The sequence below is a fragment of the Acinetobacter sp. SwsAc5 genome (assembly GCF_013391485.1).
GTDB lineage: Bacteria > Pseudomonadota > Gammaproteobacteria > Pseudomonadales > Moraxellaceae > Acinetobacter > Acinetobacter towneri.
The window spans coordinates 1-16,364 of sequence record NZ_JACAXD010000021.1 but is presented as its reverse complement, the minus strand read 5'-3'; the positions used below and the strand labels follow the sequence as shown (position 1 = coordinate 16,364).

The window sequence follows — 16,364 nt, the reverse complement described above, 5'->3', positions numbered from 1 at the left end:
TATATTTTATAGAGTTTGATTAACCTTATAGGATAGTGACAAACCTTCCACTTTTACCAGTGACAAACCTTCCACCTTTCTCAGTAAGTGTCCGAGCGCCGTAGATCAGCAAATATTCTCTATAACCATATACAACATTTTACAGAATAAGAGTTTGTTTTATATGTTTAATAAGCTATATTCATTGCATGAGTGTGATTTCTCTGCCTGCATTGGAGCAAAAACAATCTGCTGTACCCATCTTATAAAACTGTCCTTATCTTTTGGTAGGCGCAGTTAAACCAATGCAATGCTTACTGAATTTTTAAGGATCAGTCCTATGAAGCTTTCTGCATTTACGTCTTTTGATTTCTCAGATTCATTAGAGAACACTGTTGCCAATATAGGGCATTATTTTAATTGGTTTAGTTTAAGCAACTGCTTTAACTCAAAACACGACAATATCCTGTATGGCCTTGATTTATCCCGCACTCAGATTTTAGAGCTTATGGCAGCTGCTCATGGCTATAAAAGCTATGCCAGTTTTAAGTCTGAGAATGATAAGGAAAGCCTAGCAAGGTTAACTCAGGATTTTGGTAGCGCCGTAGAGAGGGTGATGGCGCGAATGAATGACATCCTTGGAGTATCCAACAAGTTATTTGTTCAAATGCTAGTTGGGTCCATGGATAAAAGGACTTTCATCAATCCGAAATACGAATTCAAAATTGAAGCTAGTAATTTGATCTGTTTCTATATTGGCAATTACAGTGATACGGAATTCATGGGTATTCCTAAACTTGCTCACCTCTACATGATGGCATTAAACAACATTGGGTTATCAATCGGGCTGCATCCGGAGCCGGTTCAACTCAATACCTATATTTATAAGCATTTAGTTGCCAAGACTAAATCACCTATAAGCGATTTTTTGAAAATAACCTCAGTAAGTGAATCTGATCCTCATACAGTGACCATGGATGTCAAACTTAAAAATGGTAAATGGGTCAATTTGTGCAACGGCGCACTAGGTAAAGCCATGTATGGCGGTGTGCTAAATTTATCTAGTAGAAATAAAAAAATCTCCATTGATAAGGTCACATTGCAGAATTTACGTGGTTATCTGAATGGCTGTGTTGAGCTGAAAGATGTAATGCCGCAACTGGCAGACAGCAAGCTAAAGGTGCTAAATATATATAGCAATAGCTTGGATTGTATTAGTGACTTTTTACAGAAGAATCTTAGCTATTCATTTAGCCTGCCGGATGGTGAGGAAGGGATATACGGGGATGAAATTGATGAGCGCTCTGTAGAGTTACTAGATACCTATACAGCCATATTGGAAATCGATAATTCGGATATAACGGTTAAGCTACAGATCAATGCTTTTATGCCAACTGTCATTGAGCTTTGTGATACTGGTTTGAACATCAAACCGATGTTTAACCAATGTTCAGAGATTAGTGTTAAGACCACAGCATTATCTAACCAAGACGGTAGTGATGTAGTACCTGACTTTTGGTGTGAATTCAATACTTCGGCCGTTATGCTGCTGAATGATCTTTATGGTCAATTAATCCCGAACTTGCGTAAAGCAAAATATCTGTTCGCATGTGCAATGGATAATATTCAGAATGTGACTAATCAGAACGCAGCATAAAACATAAAGGGGCCACTACTGGCCCCTTTGTAATATTCATTGATTTGTGACTACTGGTTACTATAGCCGATCGTCTGTAATGATATATTGGAAATCGCCTTATTATTATTTTTATTACTGAATGAGAAAACACGGTCATAAGCGTATGAATTATCCTGATAGATCAAGAAAGGTTGATTGCGGTATGCCTTCTTGGTGGATAGGTCAACCCATTCAAGCTGATAATGGCCAGACTGTAATTCGGTAAAGTCAAACTCATATCCGGCTTGAACATAAGCAGCGCGAGAGAGCTTCTTACGTGCATCCGAAGGTTTACTGTCATAGCTGCGTAGATGGTAGAGGAATACTGCAATATTTGATTTGCCCTGCATGTTGTTAATCTTGATATTAAGATGGCCAAATCTGTTATTGATCGGGTAATCAATCAGGTAGCCAGTACCGGCAGGGAATTCTTTACCATTAGGAGCGATCAGAATCATGTTTGGAGATTCTACTAGGTGATTTAATGCTGCTACATCATTAGCCGCTGCTATAGGCTTATTAGAAAGTACCTGTTGATTGGTTTGAATCGTACGCTGAACAGTTGTTTCAAATGGATTGTAGACCTCGCCGGCATTGAGCTGAACATGCTGTTGGTGCTGTTGTACTGTATCGGTAGGTGTAGGATTTTCTAAAGGCGGGATTTGCGGTTGATTTACCGCCTGTAGATGCGCTTGCTTACTTAGCTCTTTTAAGGTTTTTTCGTCATGGGCTTTCTGCTCACGTATGCCTTGATACTTTAGAGTCGCAAGATAATAGAATGCACCGACAAGCAGGCAAATCAATAAGATAATTACAACATTGCCATTTTGATGTTTCATTACATTATCCGCTATGAAAAAGTTTCTGAATCATTTTATTTTCATAAATATTAATAAGCAATGATTACTCTTAATCAAAATAATGTAGCGCAAAGTGTGTTGCAATATTAAGTGGTATATGTTTATATTGTGGTATATGTTTGAATGAGTAGTAGTGATGCCTAGACTTAAAAATAAAGGTACAGGAAATTTCGAGAACTGGAGTAATTTTTTAACCAAAGGTAGCAGGAATGAGTACGCTGCTCGTTGTTCTGTATTTGAAAGTTTGCAAAACGTAAAGTTTCCTGATTCAAGTCGTTCTGTGTGGCGTGAATACGTGGGTGAAGTCATGATTGCTTTAATGGATGAAACTGATCCTAAAGAGTTATCAGAGTTGTTGGTTCTCAACGGATACCTTGATTTAAAAGGGTTCATCAAGACCGCAGCTGCTTTGGGTATGGAGCGTGATGCTGCTGTTGCTAAGTATGAAAGTCTAATGTTGGAGCTGCGCAAATGAGTGATAAACCTTTAAACTTGGATGGCGTTTTAGAAGAATCTTCTAAAAATAAGAAACCGGCAAGTGACCGTCATTTGACTGAGCGCAAGTCAATTGCTCTAAACTTCTCTGATCTGCGCCGTCCTTATGCTACAGCGCTTTCTCACTGGAAAAAACATGCTTTGGCCACTCCGATCGTTTGGCTTGTTTTGGATAAACTAGGTGAGCAGAAGGAAGGTCCGGCTGAAACAGTGATGAATGTGAATGGTGCTGAGTTTGCAAGTATCATGCTTGAAGAACTTAGAAAAGTAAGAAAATAAGAAAAAGGGCAACTTATTGTTGCCCTTTTCTTTATGTAATGTTTATTAATAGAAAATAAATAATAAAAAAAGCAATTGTTATTTGATACTATAATTAATAAAATAATTCTGATTTGTTTGGTGCATTTATTATGAAAATAAAGTCCACTGTTTTAGTCTTAGGTTTAATATGTTCGGGCGTTGCTAATGCGGATTTCCAAGGCTCTGTCATAGATGTATTAGATGGTGGGCGAGTAGTGGTAAATACTGGTGGCCGCAATGTGGTCGTCAAATTACGCTCTATCGTGACTCCGTTTCCAAATCAGAATCTCTATCCACAAAGCCGCCAAGTCTTTGAGCGAGTCGTGCTGAATCGTCAGGTTTCTGTCCGCACAGATAACGGTATTGATGATACGTGTGTTCATGGGGAGCTGTTGAGTAATGGTGTGAATCTTAATGAAGCGCTGTTAATGACAGGGTTTGCATGGGTGTTTAATCCCGCTGATGCGACTCCGCAATATATGGCTATTGAAGAACATAACAAACTAAACAAGGTAGGGCTTTGGAAGCCGGAATACCATTTTAGATTTAACGATATCGCACTTCCTCCAACAATTATGGTTAGCTCATGTATTTCAAAAGGGTTCTTTAATACTCCGGAAGAAGAACAGATCGTTTTCGCTCAGGATAATCAGAAATACAATTTCTTCGAGACTATAAAGTGCATTTTCATCGGACTTTTTCTTGGGTTGGGTCTATGGTGGGGTGTGCATAAATTTGATAATGCAGGCTTTGATCTATATAAGCATTTCCGTAAAAAGCCGAAGAAGAAAGATGATGATGACAATATAGGTCTGATTAAATTGTCTGATAATCTATCTCAAGTGGATGACTAATGAATACGAATACATTGCATGTCAAAAACTCTAAAGGTTTGGGTAAAGCTAATTTCTTTATGGTATCTGCTGTTCTTTTCGTTATTCAGTTCATCATTCTGTACGCGATCCTGAAAACACCAGTGACGGAATTTTCACAGAACATAATTAAAACTTTTGTTTTCAGCTTCCTGACTATTTCGCCATTCTATGCTTTTCTCGTATTGTTCAGAATCATCAAGAAGAAAGAGGGCTTATTAACGATCAAGCAGATGTTCTCATTCATTCTTTTTTCATTGGGATTCTTTATTTTTACAATTGCGTCAGATTACGCTTTACTCACGTTGCAACTAGATATCGATAAAATTCCCTCAAATATTTTTTGTTTCTTGGTTATGGTTGTATATTTAGTGTTACAACATATCCTACTTGTGCGTAAACACAGGAATCGTACTGTTTAAAAGCATATACCACTATTGCTTATGTGTGGTATATGCTTTATATTTCCTTTTATCAACAAAAAGGGCTTTAGTATGTTAACCACAACCATTAATGATAAAAAAATCACTGTCGAATTGATTAACAAACTTAGTTTTACGGATGTGCGTGAAATTCTAAAAGTTACTATTGATGGTTCAAAATATCCGGTTTCTAAAAACGATTTCTTATTTAAAAGCGTTGATATCGAAAACGAAAATCCTACTGTTTTTTATGGTCAATTCCAACTTTTAAACGGTATGACCTTCTCAGTAGAAGATTCACTGACCCTTCAAAAAATGTATATTGATTGGGAAGCTGCGGTACTGGCCAAAGACTCAGTTGTTTACAAGGTCCATGCAGGCCGAAGTGATACATCTGCCGGTGTCCCTATGTACCATCCATATTTCAATGCCATGTATAGCCTGATGTGCCGTAAGAAAGGTTTTGATCTCGAAGCATTTGGTACGTTCTCAAGTGCGAAAGAAAAGACTTTCGCTTATCAATATACGGCGTTTCACCCATCTATGGTTGAATTCGCGGTTGGTCGTCTCAAAGAATCTCGCCTGCCGCAGCGTGTTGTTGTAAAAGATTTCATGTTCGAGTTAATGATGGAAAATGCCTGCGCTCACATAGAGGGTTATCGTGATCATCTGCGATATGAGCAACTAGCACAGATTAACCATGTGGATTACTGCAAAGACGGGAAATACTTGATCGAATACGATCACGTACTGGATGCAGACTTATCATCCGAGTTCATTGATTTTCAGGAACGAAGTGGATTCGGTGGTTTTTTGGATATTTTGAATTTGCCTATTAACTAAGGTGTTATATGAAAAGCGTTGAGCATTTACTTGAGTTTATTAAAGATAAATTAAGTAGAGAAGAACAGATTTACCTAGCTGCTCAAATTCAAATTGAAATCTATAAAAATCAATTTACATCACCTAGTAGCGTAGCTGTTACTAACGTGGTGGAAACGCAAGTTGCAAAAAACAGTTTAGTTGCTCCTGTTGAAACAGTCGATGCTACGGCGGCACAGTCGGTTCAGGCAAGCCCGATAGAGCATGTCAGTCTGTTCACTTCAATGGATGGTAAAGATATTCAATATCAATTTTTACGCAAAAAAGTTCTGAGTAGCCGACCTAAAAAATTGGATAAAGTACGGAATTTTATTGCCACTACCTGTAACGGATATGGTGGGCTAAAACCATCAGATTTGGAAATCGCAGTAAATCAATTGATAACTGACAATTTGTTTCAGCTAGAGGAAGATGGTACATTGATTTGGAATAGTAATTAGTCCAAATTATGAATCATTTTGCTTATTACGTTGATATTGTGCCAGTTAAGAAGCACATCGATGATCATTTAGCGCGTACACCGAATATTGTTGAGGTGTATCGCCGTATTATTTCAATGTATGTTTACACCCTTCATCATGCGATCAATTTAAAGTCTTTACCGGCTTTTGCTGTATCAATTTATGAAAAGGAAGTGATCGATCCGCATTCACCTAATACGGTCCGTATCCAATATAAATTGCGTGTATTTGGTAAGAAGGAAGGGGCAGTCGTAAACCTTGTGCATGTGCTGAACAAGTTTAATACCTTTCAAAAATCTTCAAACATCAGTGAAGTCAGATCAGTACCGGATGATGTCAATAAATGGGAAATCGTGCAGCGTGTACGGATTCCACCCGTCACATCAGGTAATGAAGAAGCCCTAGCTTTAGCAAATGCGATCAAGAATGATCCAAACAATAATTATATTAACTTGCTTACCAGTTCATCCAAGGCGAAGAATAAGCGTCTTATCCGGTACTACTACACACGACTTACCGTAGATCGAGACAATCTTACAAGTAAACTTGATGGATACGGCTTTTCCCGTAAAAATAAGAAAGTCTGCATCCCATTGTTTTAGATGCAGACTACAAAGACTTAGAATAGTGTTTTTTCCCGTGGGAACCCTGACGTAAAACTTACCTTAGATAGATGTTTGGCAATGTGTACGCTTTCAAGTCTGTGGAAAACCATAGCTTGCCGCGCCATAGACATCATGACTGATTTATTCTTCGATAAAAATTTGTCAATAATCTTTGTATGTTTCTCAAACAGGTTGGTTTCCAAGCGTTTGTTTGTTTCAAAATGGGCCGGTGTTGTCGGTTGGTTAGTGTATTTGGAATCAAATTCAGTCAGAAATGAATGAGCCATATCTTGCCATTGCTTGATATCTGACTCTGATCCCTCAGAATGTTTGCCATAAGCAATTAATTCAGCTCTAGTGCCTGCTAATGCTAGTAGTAATTGCCATTCCTTAAACTCTCTTGAATTTTTAATTGGAACTTTGGCTATCACCAAACCGCGCGATTCGTTGTCTTTATTCATAGCTTGTTCATACAGCAGAATGTCTAACTGTTCAGGAACCTTTTTGAAATAAGAATACATCATTGCATGGCCGGCTTCATGCACAGCAATTTTTAGTTTTACGGCGTGAGTCAGGAATTGGTTTTTTTCCTGATTGGTGGTCATGCGCTGATAAAACTCAAAATACCGAAGGGCATAGACATTGACTATGGTTAGTCCAGTTACCATGAAATAGACCAAGCTGATCAAGATTGCATTAACAGATGACTTTGGTTCAAACAGAGGTTTGCTTGTGTAATCTATGTTGAAAATAAAGACTGCTAAAGCAAGGATCATTAAGGTCTGAAAAGTTGAAAACATGGCGATTGTGCGAACAAGAGCAATACCATGGAAAAACTTTATAAACGTCAATGAAATAAGCACAATCGGAATAGTTGGTACGACTGCCCAAGCCAAATCCCAAGCCAAGACCTTATTTATGGTATTCATACCCAAGAAGGTAAGGCATAGCGCAACTATAGCGGTGATATTGACGTTGAATGCAGCAAGTGGGCTATACCAGTTCGATAGGAAGCCACTGTAATTAAGCTTACTGCTCATATAAGCCCCAAACCCCGACCAAATGGCCAAGAAAACAAACAGGCCCATGGTGGATCGAATTGAAACCCCGAATGTGAAATATAAAAAGTAAAGGCATACAAAATAAGCGATTAATAAGCCAAGTATCCAACTCACTATTTTCATAGAGCGTCCTATTTTAATGTTAATTGTTGGCGCTGCGGCGGGTAACAAAGCCCCTGATTACTACAGCCTTGGTACACCAAAGTGAATTTAGTATTAACAGGAGCGTGTATCTTTAGGTTGGCTGTACCAACAAAAAGTGTTTGTGGCTCAGGAACTTCTGTAAACTTTTTGACAATTGGGGTGCTGAGATAGCTGAATTTAATAGGCTTTCCAGTGGCAGAATTAAGTACCTGTATGCGTTTCTGATATAGGTAATAGTTGGGAGCAATTTTGATAGAGACTTTATCACCGGATACAACAGGCTTAAAGGCAAGTTGGGGGCTAATGAATTGTGTCTCAGCGGATACGGTATGAAGTGAGATTATTGGTATAAAAAACATTTTAAGTAATGTTTTTTTATAGATATTCAAAACATTCACCAAACTTTAAATTAATTTAAAATAAATTATATTCGTTTTTTAATATTTTTGTATAATCAAAACATAACTAAACATTAATATTTGGTATTTATCAATGGACGTTAATTTAGATCAGTTTATCAAAACCATTAGGGAAGTGGAGCAGGCTACAATTGACGCGATTGTGGCAGGCAAATTTACGATTGAAGAATTGCCGGAACAGCTTGTAACACAAGGAGTTTGTATAAACGCGGTCTTTAAGGAGCCTGAGTGTTTTCCGAATATACCTTTCCGAAATAAGGACAATTTAGTTTGCTTGGTAGCAAGCCAACTGTTCCCGAACAATATGATGAGTGTGCCTAGTGAGTTAGCCGGTTGGATTTCAGCTCATATACATGAGCCGATTTTGAAGTTGTTGGGGGATAAATACAAAACCGATTTTATCTGTGAAAAAGCAGTCTTAGCAGATCACCACAATATTAACCACTTCCCGTCTGAGTTGTTGGATGATTTTGATTTCCTATCAAAATTAGTCTATGCAAAGCCAAGTATCCTATCTGTTATTGATCAAAAATATATTACGGATGACCTGTGTGTAACGGCGCTACAATCACCTGAGTTTTCCCTAAACAACCTACCGACAGAATGGCGTAAGGAAGAATATTGTGATCGTGCATTTAGTAAAAACTACCTAGAAATTGTTAATTTCCCTACCGAACTCATTACTTTGAAGCGTGTGGAAATTGCACTTAGTCATTGTGATAGTAAAGAAGTGCGAGGAATTGTCGAGCTGTTACCGGTAGAACAATGGAATGAGGAAATTATCATTACGGCGGTTAAGCGTGATGAGAGCGTATTTTGGAAAGTACCGTATACCAAAATTACAACCGAGCTTATGTTTAAACTGGCTCCATTTTTAACACGATATGAGCTGCTGCATCATGCTCCGGAGGATGTATTTACCGAGAACTTGAATCACAAGCTTGTTATTGAAAATCCGCTGCTTTTAGGTGGTATACCGGCAGAAATGCGTAATCGCGTATTATGTTTGGATGCGGTATCAAGAAATGGCATGGCACTTGCTCATACTCCAAAGATAGTGCAAACCGAAGAACTCTATCATGTCGCTGTAGCTAATGATGGTCTAGCGCTCCAATATGTACCAAAACCATATCGTGATGAGAATCTTCCAATGATGGCGGTTAAGCAGAATGGCGAAGCGATCCAGTATGTTCCAAGTAATTATATTGACGAATTAATGTGTCGTACTGCGGTAATGAATAATCCACATGCCATCTACAAACTGCGCCCTGAGTTTTTGACTACCGAACTTTATTTGATGGCATTACAATCACTACCGAAAGTGCTAAAACTTGTGCCGGTAGATAAGCGGACTGAGGAATTGTGTCTAATTGCCTTAAAACAAGATAAGGATGTGTATGATTTTGTGCCAGTGCAACTGCGCAAGGAGCCAAGGATTAGAGAATTGGCTATTAAATATGGACTGGTTAATCCAACCGAAGCCGAGGAAGGTTGTGAATTCTAATTAACTATGCAACATTCCAAACAACCATGCGATAAGGCTTGCTCAAGGGAATTTAGATGAAAAAAACAAATGTCCATATCTTCATTTGGAAATTTGTAATTGGATTATTCTTTTTTAGTTTTCTTATGACTTATGTTCACTCAAATGCTGAAATTACAAATTTATCAATGTTGTTTTATGGGTTTAAGTTAGGTCTGTGGTTTGCAACTATTGCTACCACTTTGATTTGTGTATTGCTCGGTTTAGCAAAGCTCTTAAACAATAAACCTGAGAAAAATGAGCTTATTTACTCATGGTTTTATACATCGACAAAATATACGCTAGTGTTTGTTTGCACATTAGCTGTTGCTATTTTTGTCGCTTAGTAAATTGGAACTGACAAAGGTACGGAGAAACTGGTTGTTTAACTAACCCAAAAAGAAAAAAGCTATTCAAAAATTGAATAGCTTTTTTTATGAGTGTTATTGATGAGGATTAATCATCAATTAGTTCAACATCATAAGAGAAATAAGTTTCGACAAATTGAAGAAGCTGATTCACTTTAGAGATTGAAATACGATGGTTGCGATCAGGAACAGGTTTTCCAAGACGGAAGTTGATCCAATCATCAACCAAATTACGTTCTTCTTTCTTCAAAACAGAAAGATCAGGAGTGCCAGTGAAAGTAGCAGTAACCGAGAATTTACGGTTATAAGCAAACAAACTCTGAGTGTGAACAACAGGTTGTCCATTATCCTGATTCATTCCAAGTCTGATGGTATTAACCGGTGCAGACTTAGGAATATTCTTCCATTGCGTAGCAGTAGCAACAGCACAACCATTAGCTTTGCCGCGATACTGTAATGCAAAAGTCAAGGCTTGAAGGCCTTTGTAAACAAACACTTTACCGTTGTGATCGGGACAAGATGTGTGTTCATTAATGAAAAAAGTATTTCTGATTTTGGAAAGATTAAAAGATTTAACACTGTCGATAAGGATTTGAGTGTTAAGGGTCTTTTTAGCGTTCATTGCTTGCATGATATTTACTCCGATTGACGCTCGGATGACGGAAAAGGTCGCTTTTGCGATTAACTTATCCGTCACCAAGCTTATTAAAAAATTAATAAGTTAGAATTAGGATGAAGTTGCAAAATAGATGCGACTTTTCAGTTGTTATCGTACCCTAACGCTTGACAATTATTCAACACGTTTTTAAAAGTACGGCGTAACTTTTTATTATTACCGATAAAATGATTCGTATATAAAAAAAAGCTAGTCAGAGAATACTGAATAGCTTTTTTTAAAAGAAAAATTAAGGTGTTACGCTTAACTTAATTAGGCAATGATAGTGTAGCGACCATTAGAATGTATTTTCAACATTTTCATGGTATGTAAACCTTGTAAGGTTCTTGCATATTCAGCTTCATCGCGTGAGTTGAAGATATTACGTTTATTTACTGGAATATCATGATGATAGCCTGAAATAAATTTTTGAATATCGACTTCCGAAAGTAAAACTACTTTATATGACATGGTGATTCTCCGATTAACGCTCGGATGACGGAAGGTAAACGTAGGCTTACCTAATCATCATCTAAGCACTTGATTTAGTGTAGAAAAATAAATGGTAAAACTATGAATCGTTTACTTCATGGACAACATTACAGAAATGTTAGAGAAATAGCAATAATGATATTGATTTAATAATATGTATATTGTTAATATTATTATGTTTAAAATAATTCGTTATTAATATGATTATATTAGATGCTCTAGGATCGTATAATACACTTTTCTCTAAAGTTGATGGGGCGGTGAACTTGTGGCGAATCGAGCAGGCTATTGATAATAAAAAAATTTCTGTAATTCCTTCTTACCTTACTTTGTCAATTATTCGGAATTATTTATCAGATAATTCAATTGAATTGTATAAAGTTTTGGGTATTGATAATCAGAATACTGACTTCGTTCATTCAGTTGCAATGTGGGCTATGAATGGTCATGTTGTGAAACTGGCTGACACAATTTTACCTTTTATATATGACATCAATCTTTTGGACCATATTGAACCATCAGTGTTTTTTAACTTTCCAAGCCAGTGCTTATTCATCGATAACAAGATTGGCCATTTTGACGGGGCTTTAGTCTGCAAAGATTACGTTGATAATGGACAGGTTAAAAAAGATTTTATGTTGAATATTTCCCTACTTTCCAAGTCAGGAAATGGCCTTCAATTTAGTTTCCTTATACCAAAACGTGCAGATGAGAATTTTTTGAAGCAGTTTCAGCATTCAGATCATTGGGATCAGATTCAACCTTTTCTACTGATCTTCATATATATCTTGTATGAATATGGGCATAAACAGGATTTTTTTACACAAAACACTATTGATTATATTGGTTACGATTTAGCAGATCAGATAGAGCAAAACAAACTAAAGAATGGCTATTGGCGTAAAGGCCACTGGCATACTTACTTCGTAAAAAATAATGGTGTGGATCAATTTGTTATGAAGTTAATACAACCTACATGGGTAAATGGCTAAGGATCACAAATGAGCGCGGAAACAATCAAAAGGCCGATCAAACCGGTGCAGATCGCTATTGTTAGCATTGTGGTTCTTGTAGTGGCGGCTGTAGCTGCTTACTGCTTTTATTCCATTTACCAAACTAAGCAGATTAAAGTGAAACAGGAAGCTTATCATCAAAAGATGGTACGCGAGAGTGATGGAACGTGGGGGGTGCTGCCTAGAACTGCATGTACTGTATTTGAAGAAATCGGGTTAATGGGCTTGGACTACAAGCTATATGACCTTGATAAGAATCTATATGCCTGTAATTCATCAGTAGTAGAATTGCCAAGCAAAACGGGTAAAAAAACGCTACAATACCGAGTCTCCGGTTATCCTGAAAAAGCCACACATTTCACGCTTGTGTTGACCGTGCATGACAATTTAAACTCTGAGGAATCTATCGCTGCACGTAAGTCGTGGGCAGTTTCCGCAGCGGTTCTATATACAAATTTGTTTGGTAAGGCTGTTGGTGAATTCAGCGAATCTCAGATGCAAGAATTGGTGGATTTGACAGAAATATCTAATGTCAGCTACTACAAGGACGGCAAATTACTAATAACAGCAAATCTCGATGTTAAGGATGGTACAGGAACTTATACCTTTAATATTGATGGTTTGCCTAATCTCAAATTTTAATTTTTGGTGGTCTGATGAATAGTCATACTCTTGCAAGAATGATATTATTATGTGGCGCTTTAGTAGTGTCGCACGGATTCGCACAAACCCAATATACCGAACAACAAAAAAAATTGACGGTGGAGCGTTTGGCGAATCAAATAAGTTCAAACCAACAAAAACAAGTAGACGATATGGATAATTACAATAAAAACGTATTTAAGGCCACCCAAGCTCAATATGGTGGTTACTCAGAAGTTCAGGTGAATGTTCCTCATTACGAAAACGATCCTAGTTTGAGTGAAGCGCAACGTAATGCGATCAAGAACCAACAACAACGTGCCAAATTGATGAAACAATTGGTTGAGGGGGAATAATGGTTATTGAATTTGTTAACGGATTGAATGTTAGCCAATTCCTCACCTTCAATTCTAAATTGGAAGTTGTAATTTTTGATCTGTGGAAGTTTGGAAAGGACAAATTCGGAAAAGGCTATATATACGAAAAAAACGCTTTAGGGGAGTGGGAGAAAAAATCTTTCACTAACTGCGGAATTACGCTATGTCTGAATAATGGCGTGATTGAAATGCCTGATATGTATCCTTTGGAAATGGATGATATGGTGCAGTTTGAATATAAACTCACTCAATGGACCTTAAATTTCCGTGATGCAGTAAATACTCAATTGAAAAAGCTTTACGCTGAAAAATACGGCGTGAAGATTACAAAGAGCGTCCATGATTCTTTCGATTACTTCATTAATCAGGTGATCAGCAGAACCAACTATGAAAATTATGGAACCAAGGTTTACCAGTTGCATGATTTTTTCCAAAACGTATTCATTAATGAAATGTCACGAAAAATCTTGAGCTATATCGGTGACAAGGTATATCTGAGAAATGTCATGAATCTGAGTGTTCATGAGAATGCCATGAATACTTTTAACGAATTCTTGCCGAAACACTTTGCTTTAATGCGAGTAGTGGATGGTGAGGATTTGATTCGCCGCATGGTGGATACAGATTTTGTTAATCAAATGCAGTTTGCATCGTTTTTGCTTAAATCCATTGATGATGTTGTGAACTACAGTGATGATGACTACAAATTCTTAATTGATATGAATCATAAGAGTTTGTGCACTCTTTTAAACGATAAAGAAAATTTCATTCTTTGGTTTAAGCTATTCTCGGATGTTTCCAAAAAATGCTGCTTTATCAAAATCGATGAGCTATACAGTACCTTTATGCACATAGGCTTGAAACAATGCCTTAGAAATAAAGAATACATTACCGCTGTATTTGATTACTTCCAACGTAAGCAGTTCCATCAAAATACTTATGATCTCGGATATGCGATTAAATATGGTGTTATCGGAAATTGTTTGAATTGGAAAATTAAATCTACCAAGAAGGTGCACAATTTTATTGCTGATCTTGAAAATTCAATTCTTGATATCCGCAGAACTGAAATTGTTCACAATTTCCTGAAATTGAGCGACCAAGGGCATTACAAATTCTCGCTTGCAGATGTGATCTGTAAAAATACTCAGGAGCTATGGGATAACTGCCTGATCCTCTGCGGCCTGTCGCACACCGACCAAGAATGCAAAGGTTTGTCATTCACCATTTATAAAGATGGTGAACATTCATTGCTTCTCGGTGGATCGCTCGGAATGGGACAATCAACTAGCCTTTATATGGAAACATTGACTGGTGAGGAAAATTGTTTTTATCTCCGTCAGCATTGTGAGAAGTATTTCAATTCCGTTATGCGAGTTTAATCTCTGATTTGAAAGAAGGGTGGTTATTGTGCTGCCCTTTTTTTGTTATACTAATGTGGTATATAGGATGTAGAGAAAAATAATGATCTTAAAAGTATCAGCTCAAAATGAATGGAAGATGCGGGTTCATAACATTCTTTTAATTATACTAACGATTGTTTTTTTCTGTTGCCTGTTTGTGGTTGATGGATTATTGAATAAGTTCCAAATTAATCATAACAGTATTATTTTAACGACATTCGTTGTTTTTGGTTTTTTCGGATTGGTATTCTTTAGGCTTGTAATTGGGCAACCAGTAGTAGAAGGTATTCATAAAAATTATAAAGCTCAGTTAATTGATATGCCTTTTGCTAAATTAGCTGAATTGCTTACATCACCGACCGACCAAATTAATGTAATAAACCTTATTGTATTAAATCTAATACTAGAAAACGATTTTATGGACAATCTTCCTTTAAATAATATTCCTAAAGGCATATTAGAAAGTAGTCACGGTAAAGTTGCGGATATTAAGAAAATTTATAGTGAGCTAAGTCCTAAAAAAACTGATATTACTAAGCGGTTTTTATTATTAAAATTTACACAATTTGTTATACAACAAAATCCTCAAGTTCGATTATCTGATTTGGGTGTAAAATAGTGGGGAAAAGCTATTCACTCATAATGAGTTGGCTCAGATCGCTGCAAAATGGGTAAAGAAGGTAAAGCGGTTTCCAGTTGTGGTGATAGAAATGTAATGTATCGGCAGCAGGGGACAGTCGGAAGAATATAGACATAATGATCCATTCTTTCACTTATCAGACATGACCAAAGTGTCAGTTCCACAAATAAACAAGAGTCTATATAAATAGATTAGAGTGAGGTCACAATGGATTTAAAAGTTGCATTCTCCAAAGCTGAAAAAAGTAATTTAACCAATTATAAGGGTGAACAATTACTTGTTCATTCTGTTCTAATTATTGATGAAGATTTAAGTAATGATGATGAACTCTATATTATTCATCAATGGGATAGCACTTTTAAACCTGAATGGAAGGATCGAGATATAGCAGAAGCAACGAACAAGGCTCAAGCTATGATTAAATCAATTTTGGCAACTGGTGAAATAGGTTACAGATTAGAGCCAAAGAATTTAACAATGATAGTGGACGATCAATACGAAAACGACTGTAAGGTTTATCAGGTTTAATCGTGCTTATTAGTGGAAATCGGCAAGCCACTCTTGCTTATTTCGGTAGTTACTCTAATTTATTGCTGTAAAATTTGAGCAGTAACATATTGATTTTATTTTCAGTCACTCTAATTAATTAGTGGAACTGACACAAAGAGCGCTCTTTTCTGTATTCAATGCTTATACGCAAAAAATAAATTCAGATGTTAACCGATATGCTGTCTAGTAATTTGAGGATGGATTTTATGTCCGGATTTTCTGACAGCATATTGGACAAGTTTTTAATCGATTTTAAATGTTTGGTAACAAGTGGGCTTACTTCTTCTACTTCTTTTTTCCATAGCAAGAAAGCTTCTTCAAAAGACAATTGATCTTCTAGGTGTTCAGTCCATTCATCCTGAAACTTTTTTCTGAGTTCAGCAGACAGTATTACATTCGTAAGCGTCCGCTGAACACACCTTCTGAATTCATCCTATAAGCCTTAATTTAGTCCCCACTTAGAAACAAGTGGGGACTTAAATTTATGACTACAAATAATCAGACATCCATCGCATCTCTTGCGAA

The 16,364-nt window shown here is 36.9% G+C and carries 20 protein-coding genes; 15 read left to right on the top strand and 5 right to left on the bottom strand.

The features are described 5' to 3' along the window. The first annotated feature begins 319 nt into the window (after window positions 1–319). Window positions 320–1,636 carry a hypothetical protein gene (locus HYG89_RS11710; protein ID WP_178867638.1) on the top strand — a complete coding sequence of 439 codons (1,317 nt, stop codon included), beginning with the start codon at window positions 320–322 and terminating at the stop codon, window positions 1,634–1,636. Between the two features lie 50 nt (window positions 1,637–1,686). Here HYG89_RS11710 and HYG89_RS11705 read toward each other — a convergent pair whose 3' ends face one another. Continuing rightward, complete coding sequence (locus HYG89_RS11705) at window positions 1,687–2,496, bottom strand: hypothetical protein (RefSeq protein ID WP_178867637.1); 810 nt, start codon at window positions 2,494–2,496, stop codon at window positions 1,687–1,689. A 157-nt stretch (window positions 2,497–2,653) separates the two neighbouring features. Between HYG89_RS11705 and HYG89_RS11700 the strand changes: the two genes are divergently transcribed. From HYG89_RS11700 to HYG89_RS11675, 6 genes are all read left to right on the top strand, one after another. Next, complete coding sequence (locus HYG89_RS11700) at window positions 2,654–2,992, top strand: hypothetical protein (protein ID WP_178867636.1); 339 nt, start codon at window positions 2,654–2,656, stop codon at window positions 2,990–2,992. After that, window positions 2,989–3,291 carry a hypothetical protein gene (locus tag HYG89_RS11695; protein WP_178867635.1) on the top strand — a complete coding sequence of 101 codons (303 nt, stop codon included), beginning with the start codon at window positions 2,989–2,991 and terminating at the stop codon, window positions 3,289–3,291. The genes HYG89_RS11700 and HYG89_RS11695 overlap by 4 nt, the downstream gene beginning before the upstream one ends. A 131-nt stretch (window positions 3,292–3,422) precedes the next feature. After that, window positions 3,423–4,166: a thermonuclease family protein gene (locus HYG89_RS11690; RefSeq protein WP_178867634.1), complete on the top strand. Its 744-nt coding sequence runs from the start codon at window positions 3,423–3,425 to the stop codon at window positions 4,164–4,166. Window positions 4,167–4,678: 512 nt separating this feature from the next. Continuing rightward, on the top strand, window positions 4,679–5,449 hold the full coding sequence (locus HYG89_RS11685) for a hypothetical protein (protein ID WP_178867633.1): 771 nt from the start codon (window positions 4,679–4,681) through the stop codon (window positions 5,447–5,449). Between the two features lie 8 nt (window positions 5,450–5,457). Then, window positions 5,458–5,928, top strand: coding sequence for a hypothetical protein (locus tag HYG89_RS11680; protein ID WP_178867632.1), 471 nt, complete (start codon window positions 5,458–5,460; stop codon window positions 5,926–5,928). Window positions 5,929–5,936: 8 nt separating this feature from the next. Then, window positions 5,937–6,551: a hypothetical protein gene (locus HYG89_RS11675; protein ID WP_178867631.1), complete on the top strand. Its 615-nt coding sequence runs from the start codon at window positions 5,937–5,939 to the stop codon at window positions 6,549–6,551. Window positions 6,552–6,568: 17 nt separating this feature from the next. Here the strand turns inward: HYG89_RS11675 and HYG89_RS11670 are convergent, their stop codons facing one another. Both HYG89_RS11670 and HYG89_RS11665 read right to left on the bottom strand, forming a co-directional pair. Beyond that, a complete protein-coding gene (locus tag HYG89_RS11670; protein ID WP_178867630.1) occupies window positions 6,569–7,738 on the bottom strand; it encodes a hypothetical protein in 1,170 nt (389 codons plus the stop codon). Between the two features lie 8 nt (window positions 7,739–7,746). After that, window positions 7,747–8,148 carry a protein-disulfide reductase DsbD N-terminal domain-containing protein gene (locus HYG89_RS11665; RefSeq protein WP_178867628.1) on the bottom strand — a complete coding sequence of 134 codons (402 nt, stop codon included), beginning with the start codon at window positions 8,146–8,148 and terminating at the stop codon, window positions 7,747–7,749. 103 nt (window positions 8,149–8,251) lie between these two features. On the opposite strand from HYG89_RS11665, the gene HYG89_RS11660 reads away from it, so the two are divergent. Then, window positions 8,252–9,682: a DUF4116 domain-containing protein gene (locus HYG89_RS11660; RefSeq protein WP_178867626.1), complete on the top strand. Its 1,431-nt coding sequence runs from the start codon at window positions 8,252–8,254 to the stop codon at window positions 9,680–9,682. Between the two features lie 56 nt (window positions 9,683–9,738). Then, window positions 9,739–10,047 (top strand): hypothetical protein, encoded by a 309-nt coding sequence (locus HYG89_RS11655; protein ID WP_178867625.1) that lies wholly within the window; start codon window positions 9,739–9,741, stop codon window positions 10,045–10,047. Between the two features lie 109 nt (window positions 10,048–10,156). Here the strand turns inward: HYG89_RS11655 and HYG89_RS11650 are convergent, their stop codons facing one another. After that, window positions 10,157–10,699 (bottom strand): hypothetical protein, encoded by a 543-nt coding sequence (locus HYG89_RS11650; protein WP_178867624.1) that lies wholly within the window; start codon window positions 10,697–10,699, stop codon window positions 10,157–10,159. A 297-nt stretch (window positions 10,700–10,996) separates the two neighbouring features. Further along, entirely contained in the window at window positions 10,997–11,194 is a 198-nt protein-coding gene (locus HYG89_RS11645; RefSeq protein ID WP_178867623.1) for a hypothetical protein, read from the bottom strand. Window positions 11,195–11,415: 221 nt separating this feature from the next. Here HYG89_RS11645 and HYG89_RS11640 point away from each other — a divergent pair, with 221 nt between their 5' ends. From HYG89_RS11640 to HYG89_RS11615, 6 genes are all read left to right on the top strand, one after another. Then, the gene (locus HYG89_RS11640; RefSeq protein ID WP_178867622.1) at window positions 11,416–12,207 is read left to right on the top strand and encodes a hypothetical protein; all 792 of its coding nucleotides are present in this window, start codon (window positions 11,416–11,418) and stop codon (window positions 12,205–12,207) included. A gap of 9 nt (window positions 12,208–12,216) precedes the next feature. After that, window positions 12,217–12,870 (top strand): hypothetical protein, encoded by a 654-nt coding sequence (locus tag HYG89_RS11635; protein ID WP_178867621.1) that lies wholly within the window; start codon window positions 12,217–12,219, stop codon window positions 12,868–12,870. Between the two features lie 65 nt (window positions 12,871–12,935). Beyond that, window positions 12,936–13,226 carry a hypothetical protein gene (locus HYG89_RS11630; RefSeq protein WP_178867620.1) on the top strand — a complete coding sequence of 97 codons (291 nt, stop codon included), beginning with the start codon at window positions 12,936–12,938 and terminating at the stop codon, window positions 13,224–13,226. After that, window positions 13,226–14,629 (top strand): hypothetical protein, encoded by a 1,404-nt coding sequence (locus tag HYG89_RS11625; RefSeq protein ID WP_178867619.1) that lies wholly within the window; start codon window positions 13,226–13,228, stop codon window positions 14,627–14,629. Before HYG89_RS11630 ends, HYG89_RS11625 begins: the two co-directional genes overlap by 1 nt. Before the next feature lie 82 nt (window positions 14,630–14,711). Beyond that, entirely contained in the window at window positions 14,712–15,269 is a 558-nt protein-coding gene (locus tag HYG89_RS11620; protein WP_178867618.1) for a hypothetical protein, read from the top strand. A gap of 228 nt (window positions 15,270–15,497) precedes the next feature. Then, complete coding sequence (locus HYG89_RS11615; RefSeq protein ID WP_178867617.1) at window positions 15,498–15,818, top strand: hypothetical protein; 321 nt, start codon at window positions 15,498–15,500, stop codon at window positions 15,816–15,818. Window positions 15,819–16,364: the final 546 nt, after the last annotated feature.